The organism is Marinomonas communis, assembly GCF_004363305.1.
Classification (GTDB): domain Bacteria; phylum Pseudomonadota; class Gammaproteobacteria; order Pseudomonadales; family Marinomonadaceae; genus Marinomonas; species Marinomonas communis.
In genome coordinates, this window is the sequence record NZ_SNZA01000005.1 from 1 (window position 1) to 20,909 (window position 20,909).

Consider the following 20,909-nt stretch of genomic DNA (forward strand, 5'->3'; position numbering starts at 1 on the left):
AACCACCTGATCCCATCCCGAACTCAGAAGTGAAAAGCGCCATCGCCGATGGTAGTGTGGGAGATCCCATGTGAGAGTAGGTCGTCGTCAAGCTTTTAATTTAAGAAGCCCTGATCGCTAGCGCGGTCAGGGCTTTTTTACGTCTGTTGAAAATGAAACTAGCTCAGTGATGATCTTCATCAAAGGGGTCAGATCCCTGTAAGTACATCAGTCTCTAATCACTGCAGTCAGTCAAGGGATCTGACCCCTGGAACAATCAAAGCCTTTTCTGCTCAGATGGAGCCGGGTCGTACAAGTAACCCCTTCATCCCCGATAGAATCGGGTCGTACGAGCTATCTCCTGATGGCGATAGCTAAAATATTAGATCCCTAAGGTTATATGATGTTAGTCCGCATGCTAATGCTGTTCTCCTCAAGTATCTTCGTTATGACTGAGCTAAAGCCTTTCAATCTCCTTGCCTCTATTCAAGCTTAATGTCTCCTAATTGCATTGTTTTAAGGATTTAGTTTGAACTGATCGTGTCAAGATAGAGAATTCGCGTGGCACAGTATTCTTATTTCTAATACCTTGGTGCACGAATTATGCAATTTGATATCTATTTAGGAACTCTAATATTCTGTTTGAATCATTTAAGTTTCATGCCTTAACATTACCTTAATATAAATTTGTTAGGTGAAAGCTATGTTCATCCTTAGAGGGTTCATTTATCTGCTGCTACTTGCAGGTGTTGCTCAATGTATTTCCTTAGAAGCTTATGAATTAGGAGCTTTAGCGCAGTATGGAGAGGGTTCTTTAACAGAGAAAATGCAAGATTTTTTTGCTCTTTCTAGCGCTATCACATTCGCTGTATGTGCTTGGTTCTCTAAGGGAATGCGTCAGGCATGCATCCTCTTGTCTGCATTGATGTTGATGATGTTTATCCGCGAGTCAGATTCATTTCTAGATCAATATGTTTTTGACGGTGCTTGGCAAATTGCAGTCTTTATTGTTGCTGCAGTGACAATTTTTAGTTTGCGTAATCAAGTTAAGCTTAGCTATGAATCACTTAAAAAGTTTTCTCAAACTTCCAGCTTTGGCTTTGTTACTGCAGGTCTTGTGATAATAATTGGCTTTTCGCGATTGTTTGGACGTAGTAGTTTTTGGCAGAGCGTAATGGGCGATGCTTATGTTCGCAGTGTTAAGAATATTGTCGAAGAGGGAACTGAATTGCTTGGATACAGTATTGTGATGATCGCTGCAACGGAGTTGCTATTTTTTATTCTAGCGACATTAAAAGAGTATCAAAAGCAAGATATCTCTAACCAGAAACTATCTTCTTATGCGAAGGCAAACTTAGTTCATTAAGTTCACTTCTAAGCCAATGTCTGAGTTGCTTAAGTGCGGGCTCATGTCTACGGCTATGCTTATAGGCGATGTAAAAGCTGTCTGTAGCTGTATGAGTTCCGCATGGCAGCTTTACTAGGCCATCCTTAGGATCTAATTCATTAAACATATAGTCATTTACTAAGGCGACTCCCAGTGAATGTGTTGCCGCTTCATGAGCCAACATCAAATGGCTAAACCTGTGGAATGCAGCGCCCTCTGGGAGTGGTTGCCCTTCTTCAGCAAACCATCTGCGCCAATCTTCTGCGTAACTTTCATACATGCTATATGATGTGATAAGAGGAAATTGGGCGAGTAGTTGTGGGGACTGTTTCAGTTTAGCTTCTAGCTCTTTTTCTGTTTGCGTATTCAGTGCCGACGCAATCTCTTGATAAAGACCCTCGCTGCATACAGGAAAAAGACGCTCTGTGTAAAACCACTCAAAGTCAAAGCCACGTTTTTCTTTATCTATTGTGATAAAGCAGTCGGCCGTGCGATCAGAGAGCTCTGGTTCAGAAAATGTCATCTCAATTGTGAGATCGAGATTAGGGTGTTGTCTTTTTAATTTGCTTAATCTTGGAATGAGCCAATACACAGCAAAAGAACTATACACCGCAAGCCTCAACTTCGTTTCCGTAATGCCTTTGACGTTTTCAGTAGCACGGGCGATTTGGTTTAAAGAACTACTGATACTATCAAGGTAGCTTCGACCTTCGTTTGTAAGCTCTAGTTTTCGACCTTGACGTATGAAAAGTAGCTCACCTAGGTAATCCTCAAGACCTTTAATGTGATGTGACACGGCGCTTTGAGTGATGTTTAGCTCATTAGCGGCCAACGAAAAGCTGTTCAGTCGTGCAACCGATTCAAAAACAGGTAATGACTTGAGTGGCGGTAAATTCATATATTTAAAAAACTAATACTAAAAGAAAATATATCATTTTAATGGATTATAGGTCTTAGATAGACTGGTTGCCAATTCATTCATGGCATACGTGGGAGTATTTGTGTCAGGAAAAACGATTAGTAGCGCGATATTAGTATTAGTGCTTGGTAATTTGATGGCAACAGTCTGTGATGTGTTGGTAAAGTTAGCCAATGCCAGCGATGCGGTATTCCAATTCACCTTTTACCGCGTTCTATTTATGTGCTTAGTCATCACTCCATTTGTAATCCGTAAACAAGTTGCTCGTCCACTTGCAGGACTTGGTTTGCATTTCATCAGAGGAAATTTGTGGGTGCTAACATCTGTTCTACTGGTAATCTCTTTGTCTCAACTGCCATTAGCAACAGCGAACGCCGTGTTCTATACCGCTCCAATTTTCATCATATTACTGGCTGCGATTTTTTATCGTGAAAAAATCAGTAAAACCGTCGTTTTTGCTGCTGTTTCTGGTTTCTTAGGTGTTTTAGTTATTCTAAAGCCTAGTTACATTGGCTGGGGAATGTTGAGTGCACTGGGTTTTGCTTTTGTATTGGCGGTGAATAGTTTGCTAGTTCGAAAGCTTCCCTCGGATCAAGGTGCTATGCATGGCTTGATGATTGCTCAATTGTGTGCGCTGCCTTTATCGGGAGCATTGGCCATATGGGAAGGAGGGCATTTATCATGGGAGCAGTTGGTATTGGCTTTCTGTGCCTCGATTTGCTCTGTAATGTATAGTTTGGGTTGTTTAGTGGGCTATCGTTATGTTGCTTCTAGTCAGGTCAGCTCAGCTGAGTATTCAGGCTTGCTGTTCGCTATCATTGCTGGCTGGGTGATGTTTGCAGAGTCTATTGATGCCAGTCTAATACTTGGTGCAGCACTTATAATATTGCCACTGATTTATATTAGTAGGCGAGACATGGCTGCTGAAAAAGCTAAAAAGCGCGCTATTGCAGCAGCTCAAATAGTTTAATCAAAGGTGACGGACTTAAACGGTCCGTCGCAATCAAATCTAAGGGGCTGGAGCTGTTTGAGCAGGAAGTCCCTCTGACTGGACTGGCGGCTCTCCCGTTTTAAGTAAATTTAGTAGGGTGCTTCTTTCCATGCTGGCTTTTAGTGCTAAGTCCATCTGATACTGATACGTGGTTTCCCATTCCGAGCTTTTCGGAACCAGTTCAGATAGGTCACCTACAGCTTGTCTCATTACCGACAGATAGGCCTGAATATTCTCTTCCTGATTGATTAAAATGTTCTTTAAGGCTGTTGCACTACTATGACGTAAATAGGTTTTTAATTGCTCATTGTTGGTGTTCATGGTTCTGAGTTGAGCATTCTGCTGCTCTATACTTTGCCTTAATGCTGATACTTGGGCTTCAATCTCTGCTTGCTGTTTGCTGATTTCTTCACTTGGGTTGTTCATCGACATTAGGAAGTAGGTGATACCAGCGGAAGATGCAATGCTCAGCAAGAAGCAAATAAGAAAACCGATAGACAGCCCGATCGGGAGCTTCTTCTTACTTTTTGCTGCCACGTTATCGGCATTGGTTTCTTCGTTACTATCAGCTGACTTACTCATAATTTACCCCTAAATCCGAGGTGGTTGTTTAGTAATTGTACATATTGACTAACACTTTAAATATAACACAACAAAAATCTGAGAATTTGTTCAGTTTTGAGTCATATGCGCTTAAAATACGCGAAATTTTTAGCACTTGAACTAATAACCTACTAATTCAGTCGGGTAAATACTTGATCAAAATAGTAGGTTTTGTGTATGATTTGTACCACTGATTAGCATTTGAGTGGAATGTGTATGCGCTTAACAACTAAAGGCCGTTATGCCGTAACGGCGATGCTTGACTTGGCTCTGCACACTGACAGTGGGCCAGTGTCGCTCTCTGATATCTCAAATCGTCAAGGCATTTCCCTTTCTTACCTTGAGCAGTTGTTTGCGAAGCTTCGCAAACAAAGCTTGGTAGTAAGTGTCAGAGGTCCTGGTGGTGGGTATCGCCTGAGTAGAGACCGCAGCGATATTTTTGTGGCTCAGATTGTGGATGCAGTGAATGAATCTGTTGATGCGACAGGTTGTAAAGGGCGTAGCGATTGCCAAGGTGGTAACACCTGTTTAACTCATCACTTGTGGTGTGATCTCAGTGATCAAATACACGACTTTTTGAGCGAGATTAGTCTCGAAAAATTGGTTAAGCGTCAAGATGTCCGCCAAGTAGCGGATAGGCAAGACAAAGATAGTAAGGTGTCGGCTTCAGCTTCTCAAGAGAAGATCTCTGCAGCCCTCATCGGTTAACGAACACAACTAGCAGGGCGTAGCCCTGGAAGAATGAGTGAGTTTCTAATATGACTGAGCAGATTGATAAGGCGTTAGCTCGAGAGTACGAAGCGGGCTTCGTTTCTGCAGTGGAATCAGAAACCTTCGAGCCTGGCCTCGATGAAGACGTGATTCGCCGTATCTCTGAAGTCAAAGGTGAACCTGAGTGGATGCTTGAATGGCGTCTCAATGCGTTTCGTGTTTGGCAAGAAATGGAAGAGCCTGATTGGGCTCATGTATCCTACCCTAAAATCGACTTCCAAGCGGTGTCTTACTACTCAGCACCAAAGAGTATGAAAGACAAACCTAAGTCTCTAGACGAAGTTGATCCTGAACTTTTGCGTACTTACGAAAAGTTAGGTATTCCGCTAGTTGAGCAACAGATGCTAGCTGGTGTGGCGGTAGATGCAGTCTTTGACTCTGTTTCAGTCGTTACCACTTTCCGTGAAAAGCTTGAAGAAGCGGGTGTTATTTTCTGCCCTATCTCTGAAGCGCTTCATAAGTACCCTGATCTTGTGAAAAAGTACCTTGGCAGCGTTGTTCCGACCAAAGATAACTTCTTTGCTGCGCTAAACTGTGCCGTATTTACGGATGGTTCATTTGTGTACATTCCTAAAGGCACCCGTTGCCCAATGGAACTGTCTACATACTTCCGTATCAACGAGCAGAACACAGGTCAATTTGAGCGTACCTTGATTATTGCCGACGAAGGTTCTTACGTAAGTTACCTAGAAGGCTGTACAGCGCCACAACGTGATGAGAACCAACTGCACGCAGCAGTTGTTGAGCTTGTTGCAATGGATGATGCTGAAATTAAATACTCCACTGTACAGAACTGGTACCCAGGTGACGAAGAAGGTAAGGGCGGCATCTACAACTTCGTAACTAAGCGTGGTGTGTGTCATACCAATGCCAAGATTTCTTGGACACAGGTTGAAACTGGTTCTTCTGTGACTTGGAAATACCCGAGCTGTGTACTTAAAGGTGATAACAGTGTGGGTGAGTTTTACTCGGTTGCTTTGACGCGTGGTCGTCAGCAAGCGGATACGGGTACTAAGATGATCCACATTGGTAAGAACACCAAGTCTACGATCATCTCTAAAGGTATTTCTGCTGGTAAGAGTAATAATGCCTACCGTGGCCTTGTACGTATGAATCCAGGTGCAGAAGGCGCACGTAATTTTACTCAGTGTGACTCGCTACTGATCGGCGATCAGTGTGGTGCGCACACATTCCCGTACGTTGAAAGCCGTAACCCATCTGCGATCGTAGAACATGAAGCGACCACGTCTAAAGTGAGTGACGATCAAATGTTCCTTTGTCGTCAGCGTGGTGTTGATCCAGAAAAAGCGGTCTCTATGATCGTAAATGGCTTCTGTAAGGAAGTCTTTAAAGAACTCCCTATGGAGTTTGCTGTAGAAGCAGGCAAACTTCTCGAAATTAGCCTTGAAGGCTCTGTTGGTTAGGTTGAGGAACCCATTGAACATGTCAAACGAAAACACTTTGTTATCGATCAAAGATTTACACGCAAGTGTAGAAGAAAAAAACATTCTCAAAGGTCTCAACCTAGACATTAAACCAGGTGAAGTTCATGCCATCATGGGCCCGAACGGTGCTGGTAAATCTACAACAGGCTATGTTTTGTCTGGCCGTGATGGCTACGAAGTCGATAGTGGCTCGGTTACTCTAGATGGCGAAGACCTCCTAGAAATGGAAGTGGAAGATCGCGCTCGTGCAGGTCTTTTCCTAGCATTCCAATACCCAGTTGAAATTCCAGGTGTTAGCAACCTTGAGTTCCTTAAAGTAGCGGTAGATTCTCAGCGTGAAGCACGTGGCGAAGAAGCGCTAACGTCTGCAGAATTCCTTAAGATGGCAAAAGAAGCTTGTAAGCAAGTGAACCTGCCCGTGTCATTCCTTAAGCGTGGTGTCAACGAAGGTTTCTCTGGTGGTGAGAAAAAGCGTAACGAGATCATGCAAATGATGCTGCTTCAGCCAAAACTTTGCATTCTAGACGAGACCGATTCAGGTCTAGATATCGATGCGATGCAAGTGGTTGCAAACGGTGTAAACAGCCAGCGTTCTCCTGAGCGTAGCTTTATCGTTGTAACACACTACCAGCGCCTGCTTGACTACATTAAGCCTGACTTCGTACACGTTCTAGCAGACGGAAAAATCGTTAAGAGTGGCGATGCGTCACTGGCGAAAGAGCTAGAAGAGCAAGGTTACGCTTGGCTACAAACAGAGCCTACAGAAGACGAACTAGAGGATTAATCATGAGTGAATGGTTACAACAAGCCATCGCTCGTGCCGACAGCATCCAAGATGGTTTTGAAGACCAGCGAGCGACGTCGCTTGCGCTTTTAAAAGACATTAAATGGCCAACACGTAAAACCGAAGCGTGGAAATACACGCCGCTTCGTGCAGTAGAGCGTAGCAAGGCTATTTTCAAGGAAGAATCTCCAGAGCTTGAGCCGGTAGCGGTTGAAGGTCTTGAGTTCCTTGAGCTGACCTTTGTTGATGGCCAGCTGGTGTCTCTTCCAGAAGAGTTACCAGAGGGTCTAAGCATTGAAATGCAAGAATCAAGCTTGTTTGCGACCATTAAGCCAGAGCGTCATGTTTTTGGTTTGGTGAATGATGTGCTGGCGGCAGACGTTGCTGTGGTAACGGTTGCTGAAGGTGTTGCAGTCGAGCAAATGCTTCGCATTAACAACCTGCTGAGTAACGGTGCGCAAGGTCATATCCGTGTCGTGGTTGACCTGAAAGCTGGTTCATCACTTAAGGTGGTGGAAAATGCAGAAGGTCAGGGTGCGTCCCTAACAACTGCTTTTACTGAATACCAAATTGGCGTTGAAGCCAATCTTGAGCATTACCGCTTTGCGTTGCAGTCAGGCGACAATGTTGCTGTGGGCGGCAGTCACTTTAAGCTGTTTGAGAATGCTGTCATGAACAGCAGTATTATCGGCTTTGGTAGCGACCTACAGCGTATTGATACCGACATTGTTTATGCTGGAGAGAAGGCAAACGCCAAGTTGAACGCGATTTACCTGCTGGATGGTAAAGAGCTGTTTGACCTTCACGCAAACGTTGAGCACGCTGTACCAAACTGTACAACGGAAGAAAATATTCGCGGTATTGCTGGTGACAGCAGTCGTGCAGTATTCAACGGTCGTATTCATATTCATCGTGATGCGCAAAAAACATTGGCTGAGTTAAATAACCGCAATTTGTTGATGTCTAACAAAGCGGAAATCAATACTAAGCCAGAGCTTGAAATCTATGCCGACGATGTACGTTGTGCCCATGGTGCGACCATTGCTCAGATTGATAAGCAAGCCCTGTATTACTTGCAAACGCGTGGCGTGAGTCGTTCCCAAGCACAGCTAATGCTAAGCTTTGGTTTTATAAATGAGTTGATCGACCAGATGCCAACTGTTGAATTGGCGGATTGGGTGCGTCCGATTATTCGTGACCGATTTGCTCAGATGGAAGTGAAATAAGCGAGAAGTCCATGAGTCTTGATGTCGCTGCTATTCGCGAGCAGTTTCCAATATTAAAACGCGAAATCGATGGCAATCCTCTTATCTATCTTGATAACGCGGCGACGACCCAGAAGCCGCAGTGTGTCATTGATGCGTTAGTGGATTACTACACGCAATGTAATTCAAATGTTCACCGTGGTGCTCACCGATTAGCGGATGAAGCAACGCGCAAGTTTGAGAATGCACGCGACATCATTAAAGACTTCATTAATGCGCCAAAGCGTGAAGAGGTGATTTGGACGTCTGGTACGACCGAAGGCATCAATATGATTGCCAACGGTTTGGCGAAGCTTCTTAAGCCAACTGATGAAGTCATCGTGACGGGTATGGAGCACCATGCCAACATCGTGACTTGGCAGCAAGCATGTAAAGCTGCAGGTGCTACTTTGCACAATGTGCCAGTGACTGATAAAGGCGAGCTAGACTTAGATGTTTATGTTTCTTTGTTGAACGAAAACACTAAATTAGTTGCTTTCCCGCACGTGTCAAACTCACTGGGTACTGTGAACCCAATCAAGTGGATGACTGAGCAAGCGAAGAAGTTTAGCGCTTGGGTTTTGGTCGATGGTGCCCAAGGTATCGCCCACGGTAACGTTGATGTTCAAGATATCGGTTGTGATTTCTATGCTTTTTCAGGGCATAAAATCTACGGACCAATGGGTATAGGTGTACTTTGGGGCAAAGAAGAGCTACTAGCGGATTGGCCAGTATGGCAAACCGGTGGTGAGATGATCTCTACTGTGACCTTACAGGATGCCACTTGGAATGTGTTGCCATACCGTCTTGAAGCGGGTACGCCAAATGTGGGTGATGCGATTGCGCTAGGTGAAGCGATTCGTTGGTTCAGTGAATTGGATTATGCTGAGGTAGCTGCTCACGAGAAAGCTTTAATGGCCCGTGCTACTGAGTTGGCTAAAGAATTCGATGGTTTGCGCATGATCGGTGAAGCCGAAGAAAAAGTAGGGGCGTTTAGCTTCGTACTAGATCAAGGTCACCCAGCAGATATTGGTTTCTTACTTGATCGACAAGGCATTGCAATCCGTACTGGCGATCACTGTGCGCAGCCGCTGATGGCACGCTTTGGTGTGCCTGGTACCGCACGTATGTCGTTCTCGATTTACAATACGATTGAAGAAGTTGAGCAATTCTTCAAAGCTTTGAAAAAAGTTCACATGATGTTGGCTTAGGAGGCATTATGTCGACGGAAACATTCGATCCGAATCAAACGGTCAGCATGACCGATGCGGCGCGTAAATTTTTTGCGTCAAAACTTCAGGTGCAATCTGAAGGGAGCTTGGTGCGCTTAAGTACCAAAGAGAGTGGTTGTACCGGTTACGCTTACGTTTTAGACATCGTAGAATCAGCGCAAGACGGCGATGCTGTCATGGACTTTGAAGGCGTAAAGCTGGCGATTGATGATAAGTCTCTGACTTTGCTTAAAGGTACAGAGATTGACTTGGTGCGCGAAGGTATTAACCAAGTCGTGAAATTTAACAATCCCAATGTGGTTGCGGAATGCGGCTGCGGCGAAAGCTTTAGTGTGAATTAATAACATGCAGAAAATGGTCGTTACTCAGCGCGAGTGCCCAGCTCGACGAGTACCAAGCGGTGAACCAACCACCATCCCTGAAGGTCAGTTTATTACTATCAACCAAGCGTTGGGTGGTAACTACACTGTCACTTTCCAAGGCAATATGTTGCGTATAGATGGCACCGATGCGGATGCTATTGGTCAAGAGCCTGAAGTATTAAGTTTCAGTGATGATGGCTCAGGTCAAATTGTTGAGGATCAAGTATGGCAGGCATTAGATAGTGTTTATGATCCTGAAATTCCGATCAGTTTGGTGTCTCTAGGTTTGGTGTACAACGTAACCGTGGATCAAGCTGAAAAGCAGGTTGCGATTCAAATGACGTTAACCGCGCCAGGTTGCGGAATGGGGCCAGTGCTTGTTAGCGATGTAAAATATCGCGTGACGAAAGTGCCGAATGTGGCAGATGTTCATGTTGAGCTTGTTTTTGATCCGCCATGGTCACGTGAAATGATGAGTGAAGAAGCGCAGCTAGAAGCAGGCTTGTTCTTCTAACACATACAGTTACAGCGTAAAATCGACTACAATACCGACGGCCAATGATTTCAACCATTGGCCGTTTCTTTTTGTGCTACAGCAATGATGCGAAATAGCGTCTATCGCACTGTTTTATTTAGTAAGCCAACTTAGCGAGGCATTATGTCTTTACCGACAACAGAAGAGATTATCGACGACATTTCTTTCTTTGATGATTGGGAAGAGAAGTACAAATACATTATCGACTTAGGTAAAGCGCTACCTGAGTTTGACGACGCTTGGCGCACGCCAGAGCGCTTGGTGAAAGGCTGCCAAAGCAATGTTTGGATTCAGCCGGGTAGCACGCAAGATGCTGAGAAAGGTGAGGTACTGGTTTTTTCTGTGGACAGTGATGCGGTTATTGTTCGTGGTTTACTTGGCCTTGTGATGGCGGCTTACAACGAGAAAACGCCTGCAGAAGTGCTGGCGTTTGATATTGATGGATACTTTTCGGAGCTAGATCTTGAGCGTCACTTGAGCCCAACTCGTGGGAATGGTCTACGTTCGATTGTTGGCCGTGTTCAAGCCATCGCAAAAGCGTCTGTTTAACTGATTTAGCTTTGTAGCTTTGTTTTAATTTGCGTTACCTTGGAGAGTTCCAATGCAAACACCTGTTTACCTCGACAACTCAGCGACCACACCGGTTGATCCTCGTGTCGCGGAAAAAATGATGCAATGTCTTACTCAAGACGGCAACTTCGGCAACCCAGCTTCACGTTCACACCTATTTGGTTGGCGTGCAGAAGAAGCGGTAGAGGATGCGCGTTTGCAGGTGGCAGAATTGATCGAAGCGGATGCTCGTGAAATTGTATGGACTTCAGGTGCAACCGAAGCGAACAATTTGGCGATTAAAGGCGTTGCTGAAGCCAATAAGCTAAAAGGTCGCCATATCGTGACGTCAATGATTGAGCACAAAGCGGTGTTGGACCCTTGTCGTCAGCTTGAAAAAGAAGGCTTTGAGGTGACGTATCTTAAGCCAAACGCCCATGGTGAGATCACCGTTGATAGTGTGATTGCTGCACTGCGTGAAGATACAATCCTAGTGTCTTTGATGCACGGTAATAATGAGCTGGGTGTGGTAACGGACATTGCGGCGATTGGCCAAGATACTCGTGCGCGCGGTATTTACTTTCATGTAGATGGCGCTCAGACAACAGGTAAAGTAGCGATTGATGTGAACGCTATGAATGTCGATCTGATGTCTTTGACGGCTCATAAAACTTACGGTCCAAAAGGCATCGGTGCGTTGTATGTGCGCCGTTCGCCAAAGGTGAAGTTAGAAGCACAAATGCATGGTGGTGGTCATGAGCGTGGTATGCGTTCAGGTACGTTGGCCACCCATCAAATCGTAGGTATGGGTGAGGCTTTTGCTATTGCAAAGGCTGACATGCAAAATGACTGCGAACGAATCTCTGCGTTGCGAGAAAAACTGTGGAATGGTCTATCTGAAATGCCAGGTGTTCATCTGAACGGTGATTCAGCTAATCGTGTTGCTGGTGTCATTAACGTTGGCTTTGATGGCGTGGAAGGTGAGGTGCTACTGATGTCTCTAGCAGATGTGGCGCTGTCTTCTGGCTCTGCGTGTACATCAGCTAGCCTTGAGCCCTCTTATGTATTGCGCGCTATTGGTTTGTCAGATCAGCTAGCGCATGCGTCACTGCGTATGTCTGTCGGGCGTTTCACTACGGAAGAAGAGATAGATTTCGTTATTGAAACGGTAAAAAACGCTGTGACTCAACTGCGTGGCCTGTAAACATTCGAAAAAGGCGACTTTTCGTTTTTTAACCACAAAAAACGTGGCGAATACATACAAATTTCATAAAGACATGCGTATAATGCGCACGCTTAAAGTTATTAGTCGGTCTCGTAATTTCACGTGACCATTGAAATTCATATTTGGAGTTTAACATGGCGCTAGAACGCACTCTATCTATCATCAAGCCAGATGCTGTTGCTAAAAACGTAATCGGTGAAATCTACACTCGTTTCGAGCGTGCTGGTCTGAAAATCGTTGAAGCTAAAATGATTCAACTAGACGACGAGCTAGCTGGCGGTTTCTACGCTGAGCACAAAGAGCGTCCATTCTACAAAGACCTAGTTGCATTCATGACTTCTGGTCCAGTTGTTGTTTCTGTTCTTGAAGGCGAAGGCGCTGTTCTACGTCACCGTGAACTAATGGGTGCTACTAACCCTAAAGAAGCGGCTGCTGGCACTCTACGTGCTGACTACGCTGAGTCTATCGACGCGAACGCTGTTCACGGTTCTGACTCTGTTGAGTCTGCTGCACGTGAAGTTGCTTACTTCTTCGGTAAGTAATTGATTTAAAGCCTACCTTTTCGTTTTAGAAAAGCAGGTTTATGAGGAAGCGGGCCTATGGCCCGCTTCTTTGCAGAGGCTTCTGAAAAGCGTAATCCCTTTTCAGAAGCTTTTTTGTCTACACTTAACGCTTTAGAGCGAATGATTGATACCTATGACTGACACCCAGAAAGTAAATTTACTTGGCCTTTCACCAGAGAAACTCATCGAATTTTTTGAGTCGATTGGTGAAAAGAAATTCCGTGCTACCCAAGTGATGAAATGGATTCATCAAAAGGGCGCTGAGTCCTTTGAAGACATGACGGATGTTAGTAAGAAGTTACGCGCTAAATTAGAAAATATCTGTGAGATCCGTGCACCGGAAATCGTATCTCAAAATATTTCTAATGATGGTACTCGTAAGTGGATCATTCGTACTGAAGGTGGTCAGAATAACTGTGTCGAAGCGGTTTTGATTCCTGATGGTGATCGCGCGACACTTTGTGTGTCGTCTCAGGTTGGTTGTTCCTTGGACTGTAGCTTTTGTTCAACAGGTAAGCAGGGGTTTAACCGTAACCTAACGGCGGCTGAAATCATTGGTCAGGTTTGGATTGCGATTAAATCTTTTGGTCCTATGGATCCAAGCGGCCCTCGTCGCGTGACCAATGTGGTGATGATGGGCATGGGTGAACCACTGATGAACTTTGAGCCTGTCGTTGATGCCATGACCTTGATGATGCACGACAATGCCTACGGTTTATCGAAGCGTCGCGTAACCTTAAGTACCTCTGGTGTGGTGCCACGTATTTACGACTTGGTAAAACGCACCGATGTGTCGTTGGCGATTTCTCTTCATGCGCCGAATAACGAATTGCGTAATGAGTTGGTGCCAATTAACAAGAAATACCCAATCGAAGAGCTGCTGGAAGCTTGTCAGCATTACCTAGATAACTTGCCTGATAAGCGTCATATCACGATTGAATACACGGTTATGGCTGGTGTGAATGATCAGGAAGAGCACGCGCGTCAATTGTCTAAACTTCTGGAAAACTTGGAATGTAAGATTAACTTGATTCCATTTAATCCATTCCCGCATTCAGGTTACGAGAAACCATCTAATAACCAAACGCGACGTTTCCAGAAAATCCTTGCCGACGATGGCTACACGGTAACAGTCCGTACGACACGTGGTGATGATATTGATGCCGCGTGTGGCCAGTTGGTGGGTGACTTCCTAGATAAAACACGTCGTTCTCAGAAGTATATTGAACTGCGCCAAGTGGCAGATTGATTTTCAAATTTCGATAAAATTAAGTGACGCATTACTGAGATGTCAGTAATGCGTCAAATTCACTTAAATTCTTGCCCCTAATAGAAAAGTTTTTCATCATTTTGGTCTGTTGGGTTTGATGGCTGGCCTCAATCTTGATTTAATACCAAGTGAATAAGTGAAAGCGCTTTTTATCATTATTCAGGCATGGGAAAGCCCGCTCCTCTGGGCCCAAATACAAAGCTGTCAATTGTCTGTCGTCGCGTATTTTTGCACGAAACTGACCATACACCCGACCGCTTAGCGCTTTTGTTAGCCTGTTTCACCAAGGTAATAACATGACAACCGAATTAGAGATGGATATCGCTCAAGAGCAGAATGCGAAAGCATTAGATATTGGCCACATTCTGAAAGCGAAACGTCTAAGTTTGTCGATTGACGAACGCCAAGTCGCAACTGAGCTTAAATTATCTATTGAGCACGTTTACGCATTAGAGAATGCTGCCTTCAACCGTTTCCGTTCCGCAACGTTTGCCCGTGGCTATTTAAAAAGCTATTGCCGTTTATTAGGTCTTGATCATCGCCCAATATTGGCTGCTTTTGATGAACAGCAGTCAGTCAAAGAAAGTAATCTACGACCCGTTGATAACGTTCCTCCACAAGCGTCTGGGCGCGATCCTATTTTTATTATTGTTTCAGCGATCATTATTGCAATCATTGTGTTTGTTGCTTTTTGGTGGCCCACACAATCTTCCGAGCCGAGCTCCCCTGTGGTAGACCAAACTCCAGTGGTTGAGTCAGAACCAGCGCTTGAAAACGAAATTGAACAGACCTCTACTGAACCGGAAGTAGCAATTCCTGCTCAAGAAGTAGAGCAAGAACTCGATGTAAGCGAAGCCTTAGAGCCAGATGAAACCTCGGACGTAGTGACTGGTTTGTCTGCAGAAACAATTGCCTTGCTTGAGGATGCGGGAGTTGACCCAGAGGAAGTGGTTGAGGCAACGAGAGAACCTGAGATTCAGCCAGAACCTATTGTTGAAGACGCTCCTCAGCCTGTTGTGGCGAGTCATGATATTGTGATTCGCTTTGTCGCTGATTGCTGGACTGAAATTCGTGATAGCTCAGGGCGTATTCTTTTCTCTGGTGTGAAGAGTGCTGGCAGCAGTTTAGAGCTTGATGGTCAGGCGCCTTATCGTGTGACGTTAGGTTATGCGAGAGGTGTATCCGAATTCTTATACAAAGGAGAGTCTTTTGACTTCTCCTCTTATGTACGTAAAGATCTAGCCCGATTTGGGCTTGAGTAGAGATAAAATATGCATTTTGAGTCTCCTATTAAACGTCGCCAATCTCGCCAAATTATGGTGGGTGATGTTGCTGTCGGTGGTGGTGTGCCGATTAGTGTTCAAAGTATGACCAATACTGAAACGTGCGATGTTGACGCAACGGTTGCTCAAATCCGTGCGATTCAAGACGCAGGGGCGGATATCGTTCGTGTCTCAGTACCTTCAATGGATGCAGCGGAAGCGTTTAAGTTAATTCGTGAACAAGTCTCTGTGCCTCTTGTGGCAGACATTCACTTCGACTACAAAATCGCGCTTAAGGTTGCGGAATACGGGGTCGATTGTTTACGGATTAACCCAGGTAATATCGGTAACAAAGATCGTGTCCGCGCAGTCGTTGATTGTGCGCGTGATAAGAATATCCCAATCCGTATTGGTGTGAACGCAGGGTCTTTGGAAAAAGACCTACAAAAGAAATACGGCGAACCGACGCCGGATGCTTTGGTTGAGTCTGCTTTTCGTCAAATCGAGTACTTTGATGCCCTAGACTTCCAAGAGTTTAAACTGAGTTTAAAGGCGTCTGATATTTTTATGACGGTCGAGGCCTACCGCAAGATTGCATCGCAAATTGATAACCCACTTCATTTGGGGATCACTGAAGCGGGTGGATTACGTTCTGGTACGGTAAAATCTTCGATCGGTTTGGGGCTTCTTCTAATGGACGGCATTGGTGACACGCTTCGCGTATCGTTAGCTGCAGATCCTGTGCAAGAAGTTAAAGTAGGTTGGGATATGCTACGTAGTTTGAAACTGCGTAATCGAGGCATCAACTTTATTGCCTGCCCAAGCTGCTCGCGTCAGAACTTCGACGTGGTGAAAACCATGAACGAATTGGAAGAACGTCTAGAAGATATTAAAGTCTCAATGGATGTTGCCGTGATTGGTTGTGTTGTAAACGGCCCTGGGGAAGCGAAAGAAGCTGACTTGGGACTTGCCGGTGGCACACCAAATAATTTGGTTTATTTAGACGGCAAACCTAACTCAAAAGTTAAAAATGAAACCTTGGTGGATGATCTTGAGCGTATGATTCGCGCCAAAGCGGACGCTAAAGAGAAAGAAGAATCCAATCTTATCGCTAAGTCATAAGGGCACGAACAGTGGGTCGTAAAGTACAAGCAATTCGCGGAATGAATGACATTCTGCCTGGCCAATCTTCCGTTTGGCAGTACCTAGAAAGAACCGTTTCTGAAGTAGTTAATGGTTATGGATATCAGCAAATCCGTTTCCCTATTGTTGAGCAAACAGAGCTGTTCAAACGTGGTGTTGGTGAGACAACTGATATCGTTGAGAAGGAAATGTATACCTTCGAAGATCGTAACGGTGAGTCTTTAACTCTTCGTCCAGAGGGGACCGCTAGCTGTGTTCGTGCAGCTGATCAGGCAGGCTTGTTGTTTAACCAAACGCAGCGCCTTTGGTATGTGGGCCCAATGTTCCGTTATGAGCGTCCACAAAAAGGCCGTTACCGTCAGTTCCATCAAATTGGTGTGGAATCGTTTGGTATGGCAACGCCAGATATTGATGCAGAGTTGATTATTCTAACCGCTCGTCTTTGGAAGAAGCTTGGCTTGCTTGAGCATGTTGAACTGCAACTGAATACTATTGGTGTTGCCGCAGCGCGAGAAACATTCAAAGCAGCTTTGGTTGACTATCTGACGGAATTCAAAGATCAATTAGACGAAGACAGCCAACGTCGTTTATCGACGAACCCACTTCGTATTCTTGATTCAAAAGATGAAGCGACGCAAAAAGTGTTGCTGAATGCGCCAAGCCTTGAAGATTTTATTGATGATGAATCACGTGAGCATTTCGAGCGCTTGCAAGCGATCTTAAAAGCAAACGATGTACCATTTGTGATCAATCGTAGTTTAGTGCGTGGACTGGATTACTACGGTAAAACCGTATTTGAATGGGTAACCTCTCATCTAGGTGCGCAAGCTACTGTTTGTGCGGGTGGTCGTTATGATGGCTTAGTTGAACAGTTGGGTGGCCGTGCTACACCGGCAGTTGGCTTTGCCATGGGTGTTGAGCGTTTGGTACTTTTGCTTGAAACCCTTGAATTGATCCCTGAAGAAGCGAAAGATGCGACGGATATTTTTGTTGTAAGTTTTGGTGATGAAGCTGAGCTTGCGTCTTTTGTGGTAGCTGAGCAACTACGCAACGCGAATCAAGGCTGGACCGTGCTACGTCATTGTGGTGGTGGTAACTTCAAGAACCAAATGAAGAAAGCCGATAAATCGGGCGCTCGTTTTACCTTGATTTTGGGTGAAAGCGAAGTTGCTGAAGGGATTGTACAGGTAAAAGATATGCAGTCTGGTGAGCAGGTGTCATGTGCTACCGATGCATTAGTGACTACTTTGCTAGAAAAGCTTAACGGCTGATCCATTAATACAGTCGTTCAATGTAGAATTATGAGGAACACGGTGTGTCTGAAGTAAAGACTGAAGAAGAACAAATTGAAGCGTTTAAGAACTGGTGGAAGAAAAACGGTACGTCACTGGTACTTGCGGTAGCAGTTGGTGTTGGCGGTTATTTTGGTTTTCAGGCTTGGCAGAACAGTCAGGCTAATCATTTAGCAGAAGCATCGGCGTTGTATCAGAATTTAACCGAAGCGGCAGCTGATCTAGATAAAGAAGAAAACCAAAAAACGGTTCGTTTCATTGCTAACCAGTTAGCAGAAGACTTTGATGATACTGGCTATGCTATGTTCAGTCAGTTATTCGTAGCTCGTATCGATGCTCAAGCAGGCAATTTCGATGAGGCAGTCTCAGCATTATCCAAAGTTGTTGAGCAATCAGAAGACGCTTCGTTTGATGCCATTGCGAATCTACGTATTGCTCGTCTGCAAGCAGAGCAAGAAAAATACGATGCTGCAATTAAAACGCTTGCATTAGTGACTCAGTCAGAGTTCGCAGCGCAAGTGTCAGAATTGAAAGGTGATATCTTGCTAGCCCAAGGTAAGCGTACGGAAGCACGTACTGCATACCAGAGTGCAGCAGATGCAATGGGTGCTGATGTGCAACATCCATTGTTAGATATCAAACTAAAAGATTTGGTCGAGGGCTGATAAATGATGTGGAAGCCTATCATTGCTGCGGCAGTGCTGAGTTCAGTGTTATTACAAGGTTGTTCAACACGACAGCTACCACCACCCTCTGGCGTTAGCCAAGCTGTGTATTTTGATGCGAACTGGCGAACTAAAGTGAACGGCGACTCTGGTGAGCAGACTGAGACATACAACATCGTGCCTCAGGGCGATACGCTAACCTTAGTCACTAATCGTGGTGCGGTATACGAACTTTTGCAATCGAATGGCTTACAGGTCAAGCACATCGATACCCAGATGAAACCAAGTGCAGGTGTATCTCGTGATGGCGATCGAGTGTTCTTCGGAACTTACGATGGCGAGCTTGTTGCTGTTTCGTTAGCGGATGAGTCTGTACTTTGGCGTAAAACGTTAACGTCTGAAATCTTGTCTGAGACTGGCAACGGTGAAGGCCGTGTTGCAGCCTTAACTGGAGACGGCTGGTTAACGGTGATGGATGCGAGCACAGGTGAAACTCTGTGGCGCGATAAAGAGGATTTGCCTGCTCTGACAGTGCGCGGCACAACTGCACCAGTCATTGTTGACGGTAAAGTGATAGCTGGTTTTGCAAGTGGTAAAGTGAAAGCATACAACTTGCAAACAGGCGATCAGATCTGGGAATACGCTGTCGGTAAACCAGAAGGGCGTTATGAAATTGAGCGTCTTACCGATGTCAGTGGACGCTTTGTCATTGCGAACAATATGCTTTACTCAGTGGCCTATAATGGCACTGTAACAGCATTGGCAATGCAAACGGGTCGCCCTGTTTGGCAGCGTAATATTTCTAGCGCGGTAGGTGTTGCAGTACAAGGCAACGAACTAGCAGTTATCGATCAGGACAATGTTGTTTATAGTCTCAATGCCCGCAATGGTTCGACACTTTGGCAAAATGATACATTGCAAGGTCGTGATTTGGCCTCACCAGTGTTCTATAAAGATTATGTTGCAGTGTTAGATCGTGGTGGCTGGATTCATCTTATGAATCGTGAAACAGGCGTGACTGAAGCATGGACTTTGGCTGACTCTCGACGCCCGGCTGGCAGTCGCATGGTGTCGAATGATGAACAATTGTTTATACTAACGCCAACTGCAAATGTAACGGCGCTTCACTACTGGTAGTGGTAACGCCCTGAGCGTAAGCTCAACGCAATTTTTGAAGAGGCTGCTTCGCTCACAAGGCGTAGCAGCCACTTTGTATTCTAATAGGTTGAAAAAATGATCCCAGTTATTGCATTGGTCGGTCGACCCAATGTTGGAAAATCTACTCTGTTTAACCAGCTAACGCGTTCACGTGATGCATTGGTTGCAGACTATCCTGGCCTTACGCGTGATCGCAAATACGGCGACGGTAAAGCAGGTGAGCATGAGTTTATCGTGATTGATACGGGCGGTATCAGTGGTGACGAGCAAGGTATTGATGAGCATATGGCGCGTCAGTCACTTCTTGCGATTGAAGAAGCGGACGCGGTGTTGTTTTTGGTGGATGGCCGTCATGGCTTAAACCCAGCAGATGAAATGATCGCGAATCATTTACGTCGTTCTGAGAAGCCAGTTTTTCTGGTGGTGAACAAAACTGACGGTATAAATGAAGACATTGCCTTGGCCGATTTTTACGCGCTAGGTATGGGGCAGCTTTACCCTCTTGCAGCGGCTCACGGTAAAGGTGTTCGTTCGCTGATTGATACGGTGATGGAGCTGTTTGCAGAGCGTATTGCTGAAATGCGCGATCAAATAGAGTTTAATGCCAAAGGTATCCGTATCGGTGTTGTGGGTCGTCCAAACGTTGGTAAATCCACCCTAGTTAACCGTATGTTGGGTGAAGAGCGTGTGGTTGTGTACGACATGCCCGGAACCACACGAGACAGTGTTTATATTCCCTATAAGCGTCATGACAAAGACTACACACTGATTGATACAGCGGGTGTGCGTCGTCGTAAGCATGTCAAAGAAGCGGTAGAGAAATTTTCTATCGTGAAAACATTGCAAGCGATTCAAGACGCCAACGTTGTCATCTGTGTGATCGACTCTCACGAAGACTTGGTAGAGCAAGATCTTCATATGATCGGTTACGTATTGGATGCGGGTCGTGGTTTGGTCATTGCGATCAACAAATGGGATGGCCTGAAGAAAGAAGACCGCGAACACATTAAGAAAGAAGTCGAGCGTCGCCTTGGTTTCGTACCTTACGCGAAAGTTCACTACATCTCTGCACTTCATGGTACCGGTGTCGGTGACCTTTACGACACCATCGAAGAGACGTATGAATCGTGTTACGCGAAATGGTCTACTAACCGCCTAACTCGTATTTTGGAAGATGCTGTATCGGAGCACCAACCTCCAATGGTGAAAGGTCGCCGTATTAAGCTTCGTTACGCTCACCAAGGTGGCTCGAATCCACCGCGTATCGTTGTGCACGGTAACCAAACGGATGCATTGCCAGGTAGCTACAAGCGTTACTTGGAAAACAAGTTCCGTACTGTTCTAAACATTACGGGGACGCCAATTTCGTTTGAATTTAAGTCTTCTGATAACCCGTTTGCACCTAAGCGTTAATAAAGCGGTTATAAGAAACATTTAAAAGCCTCGCTTGATAACTTCAAGCGGGGCTTTTTTGTCTCTGCTCGACATTAGTCTTAAAACTATTGTTCCTCGTGCTCCGATCCGCTACCT

The 20,909-nt window shown here is 45.2% G+C and carries 21 protein-coding genes and 1 rRNA gene; 20 read left to right on the forward strand and 2 right to left on the reverse strand.

The genetic code is table 11. The features are described 5' to 3' along the window. Both rrf and C8D85_RS13700 read left to right on the forward strand, forming a co-directional pair. Positions 1-93: ribosomal RNA gene (gene rrf, locus C8D85_RS13695) — 5S ribosomal RNA — on the forward strand; the annotation flags it as partial. Between the two features lie 589 nt (positions 94-682). Next, positions 683-1,345, forward strand: a complete 663-nt coding sequence (locus C8D85_RS13700; protein WP_133563703.1) for a hypothetical protein — start codon at positions 683-685, stop codon at positions 1,343-1,345. On the opposite strand, the gene C8D85_RS13705 is transcribed toward C8D85_RS13700, so the two are convergent. Beyond that, a complete protein-coding gene (locus C8D85_RS13705; protein ID WP_133563705.1) occupies positions 1,299-2,264 on the reverse strand; it encodes a LysR substrate-binding domain-containing protein in 966 nt (321 codons plus the stop codon). The genes C8D85_RS13700 and C8D85_RS13705 overlap by 47 nt on opposite strands. Before the next feature lie 103 nt (positions 2,265-2,367). Here C8D85_RS13705 and C8D85_RS13710 point away from each other — a divergent pair, with 103 nt between their 5' ends. After that, entirely contained in the window at positions 2,368-3,255 is an 888-nt protein-coding gene (locus C8D85_RS13710) for a DMT family transporter (protein WP_133563707.1), read from the forward strand. A gap of 39 nt (positions 3,256-3,294) precedes the next feature. Here the strand turns inward: C8D85_RS13710 and C8D85_RS13715 are convergent, their stop codons facing one another. After that, positions 3,295-3,858, reverse strand: coding sequence for a hypothetical protein (locus C8D85_RS13715; protein ID WP_133563709.1), 564 nt, complete (start codon positions 3,856-3,858; stop codon positions 3,295-3,297). A 237-nt stretch (positions 3,859-4,095) separates the two neighbouring features. Between C8D85_RS13715 and iscR the strand changes: the two genes are divergently transcribed. From iscR to der, 17 genes are all read left to right on the forward strand, one after another. Beyond that, complete coding sequence (gene iscR, locus C8D85_RS13720; RefSeq protein WP_133563711.1) at positions 4,096-4,587, forward strand: Fe-S cluster assembly transcriptional regulator IscR; 492 nt, start codon at positions 4,096-4,098, stop codon at positions 4,585-4,587. A gap of 50 nt (positions 4,588-4,637) precedes the next feature. Continuing rightward, positions 4,638-6,074 (forward strand): Fe-S cluster assembly protein SufB, encoded by a 1,437-nt coding sequence (gene sufB / locus C8D85_RS13725; RefSeq protein ID WP_133563713.1) that lies wholly within the window; start codon positions 4,638-4,640, stop codon positions 6,072-6,074. Positions 6,075-6,093: 19 nt separating this feature from the next. Continuing rightward, positions 6,094-6,879, forward strand: coding sequence for a Fe-S cluster assembly ATPase SufC (sufC, locus tag C8D85_RS13730; RefSeq protein ID WP_133563715.1), 786 nt, complete (start codon positions 6,094-6,096; stop codon positions 6,877-6,879). A gap of 2 nt (positions 6,880-6,881) precedes the next feature. Beyond that, complete coding sequence (gene sufD, locus C8D85_RS13735; protein WP_133563717.1) at positions 6,882-8,105, forward strand: Fe-S cluster assembly protein SufD; 1,224 nt, start codon at positions 6,882-6,884, stop codon at positions 8,103-8,105. Between the two features lie 11 nt (positions 8,106-8,116). Next, positions 8,117-9,334 carry an aminotransferase class V-fold PLP-dependent enzyme gene (locus C8D85_RS13740; protein ID WP_133563719.1) on the forward strand — a complete coding sequence of 406 codons (1,218 nt, stop codon included), beginning with the start codon at positions 8,117-8,119 and terminating at the stop codon, positions 9,332-9,334. Positions 9,335-9,342: 8 nt separating this feature from the next. Next, positions 9,343-9,696, forward strand: coding sequence for a HesB/IscA family protein (locus C8D85_RS13745; protein ID WP_133563722.1), 354 nt, complete (start codon positions 9,343-9,345; stop codon positions 9,694-9,696). A gap of 4 nt (positions 9,697-9,700) precedes the next feature. Beyond that, a complete protein-coding gene (sufT, locus tag C8D85_RS13750; RefSeq protein WP_133563724.1) occupies positions 9,701-10,231 on the forward strand; it encodes a putative Fe-S cluster assembly protein SufT in 531 nt (176 codons plus the stop codon). 144 nt (positions 10,232-10,375) lie between these two features. After that, positions 10,376-10,801 carry a SufE family protein gene (locus tag C8D85_RS13755; protein WP_133563726.1) on the forward strand — a complete coding sequence of 142 codons (426 nt, stop codon included), beginning with the start codon at positions 10,376-10,378 and terminating at the stop codon, positions 10,799-10,801. A 52-nt stretch (positions 10,802-10,853) separates the two neighbouring features. Further along, positions 10,854-12,005, forward strand: a complete 1,152-nt coding sequence (locus C8D85_RS13760; RefSeq protein WP_133563728.1) for an IscS subfamily cysteine desulfurase — start codon at positions 10,854-10,856, stop codon at positions 12,003-12,005. A 155-nt stretch (positions 12,006-12,160) separates the two neighbouring features. Continuing rightward, positions 12,161-12,568 (forward strand): nucleoside-diphosphate kinase, encoded by a 408-nt coding sequence (ndk, locus tag C8D85_RS13765; RefSeq protein ID WP_115468729.1) that lies wholly within the window; start codon positions 12,161-12,163, stop codon positions 12,566-12,568. A gap of 154 nt (positions 12,569-12,722) precedes the next feature. Next, the gene (gene rlmN / locus C8D85_RS13770; protein WP_133563730.1) at positions 12,723-13,838 is read left to right on the forward strand and encodes a dual-specificity RNA methyltransferase RlmN; all 1,116 of its coding nucleotides are present in this window, start codon (positions 12,723-12,725) and stop codon (positions 13,836-13,838) included. A 317-nt stretch (positions 13,839-14,155) separates the two neighbouring features. After that, positions 14,156-15,121 (forward strand): RodZ domain-containing protein, encoded by a 966-nt coding sequence (locus C8D85_RS13775; RefSeq protein ID WP_133563732.1) that lies wholly within the window; start codon positions 14,156-14,158, stop codon positions 15,119-15,121. A gap of 9 nt (positions 15,122-15,130) precedes the next feature. After that, positions 15,131-16,243: a flavodoxin-dependent (E)-4-hydroxy-3-methylbut-2-enyl-diphosphate synthase gene (gene ispG / locus C8D85_RS13780; protein WP_133563734.1), complete on the forward strand. Its 1,113-nt coding sequence runs from the start codon at positions 15,131-15,133 to the stop codon at positions 16,241-16,243. 11 nt (positions 16,244-16,254) lie between these two features. Then, positions 16,255-17,535, forward strand: a complete 1,281-nt coding sequence (hisS, locus tag C8D85_RS13785; protein ID WP_133563736.1) for a histidine--tRNA ligase — start codon at positions 16,255-16,257, stop codon at positions 17,533-17,535. Between the two features lie 44 nt (positions 17,536-17,579). After that, complete coding sequence (locus C8D85_RS13790; protein WP_133563738.1) at positions 17,580-18,221, forward strand: YfgM family protein; 642 nt, start codon at positions 17,580-17,582, stop codon at positions 18,219-18,221. Between the two features lie 3 nt (positions 18,222-18,224). Then, positions 18,225-19,358 carry an outer membrane protein assembly factor BamB gene (gene bamB / locus C8D85_RS13795; RefSeq protein WP_228191213.1) on the forward strand — a complete coding sequence of 378 codons (1,134 nt, stop codon included), beginning with the start codon at positions 18,225-18,227 and terminating at the stop codon, positions 19,356-19,358. Positions 19,359-19,454: 96 nt separating this feature from the next. Beyond that, complete coding sequence (der, locus tag C8D85_RS13800; RefSeq protein WP_133563740.1) at positions 19,455-20,792, forward strand: ribosome biogenesis GTPase Der; 1,338 nt, start codon at positions 19,455-19,457, stop codon at positions 20,790-20,792. The last annotated feature ends 117 nt before the right edge of the window (positions 20,793-20,909 follow it).

Coding starts and splice junctions, on each gene's coding strand:
- C8D85_RS13700 (WP_133563703.1), top strand. CDS start 683: ATGTTCATCCTTAGAGGGTTCATTTATCTGCTGCTACTTGCAGGTGTT.
- C8D85_RS13705 (WP_133563705.1), bottom strand. CDS start 2,264: ATGAATTTACCGCCACTCAAGTCATTACCTGTTTTTGAATCGGTTGCA.
- C8D85_RS13715 (WP_133563709.1), bottom strand. CDS start 3,858: ATGAGTAAGTCAGCTGATAGTAACGAAGAAACCAATGCCGATAACGTG.
- iscR (WP_133563711.1), top strand. CDS start 4,096: ATGCGCTTAACAACTAAAGGCCGTTATGCCGTAACGGCGATGCTTGAC.
- sufB (WP_133563713.1), top strand. CDS start 4,638: ATGACTGAGCAGATTGATAAGGCGTTAGCTCGAGAGTACGAAGCGGGC.
- sufC (WP_133563715.1), top strand. CDS start 6,094: ATGTCAAACGAAAACACTTTGTTATCGATCAAAGATTTACACGCAAGT.
- sufD (WP_133563717.1), top strand. CDS start 6,882: ATGAGTGAATGGTTACAACAAGCCATCGCTCGTGCCGACAGCATCCAA.
- C8D85_RS13740 (WP_133563719.1), top strand. CDS start 8,117: ATGAGTCTTGATGTCGCTGCTATTCGCGAGCAGTTTCCAATATTAAAA.
- C8D85_RS13745 (WP_133563722.1), top strand. CDS start 9,343: ATGTCGACGGAAACATTCGATCCGAATCAAACGGTCAGCATGACCGAT.
- sufT (WP_133563724.1), top strand. CDS start 9,701: ATGCAGAAAATGGTCGTTACTCAGCGCGAGTGCCCAGCTCGACGAGTA.
- C8D85_RS13755 (WP_133563726.1), top strand. CDS start 10,376: ATGTCTTTACCGACAACAGAAGAGATTATCGACGACATTTCTTTCTTT.
- C8D85_RS13760 (WP_133563728.1), top strand. CDS start 10,854: ATGCAAACACCTGTTTACCTCGACAACTCAGCGACCACACCGGTTGAT.
- ndk (WP_115468729.1), top strand. CDS start 12,161: ATGGCGCTAGAACGCACTCTATCTATCATCAAGCCAGATGCTGTTGCT.
- rlmN (WP_133563730.1), top strand. CDS start 12,723: ATGACTGACACCCAGAAAGTAAATTTACTTGGCCTTTCACCAGAGAAA.
- C8D85_RS13775 (WP_133563732.1), top strand. CDS start 14,156: ATGACAACCGAATTAGAGATGGATATCGCTCAAGAGCAGAATGCGAAA.
- ispG (WP_133563734.1), top strand. CDS start 15,131: ATGCATTTTGAGTCTCCTATTAAACGTCGCCAATCTCGCCAAATTATG.
- bamB (WP_228191213.1), top strand. CDS start 18,225: ATGATGTGGAAGCCTATCATTGCTGCGGCAGTGCTGAGTTCAGTGTTA.
- der (WP_133563740.1), top strand. CDS start 19,455: ATGATCCCAGTTATTGCATTGGTCGGTCGACCCAATGTTGGAAAATCT.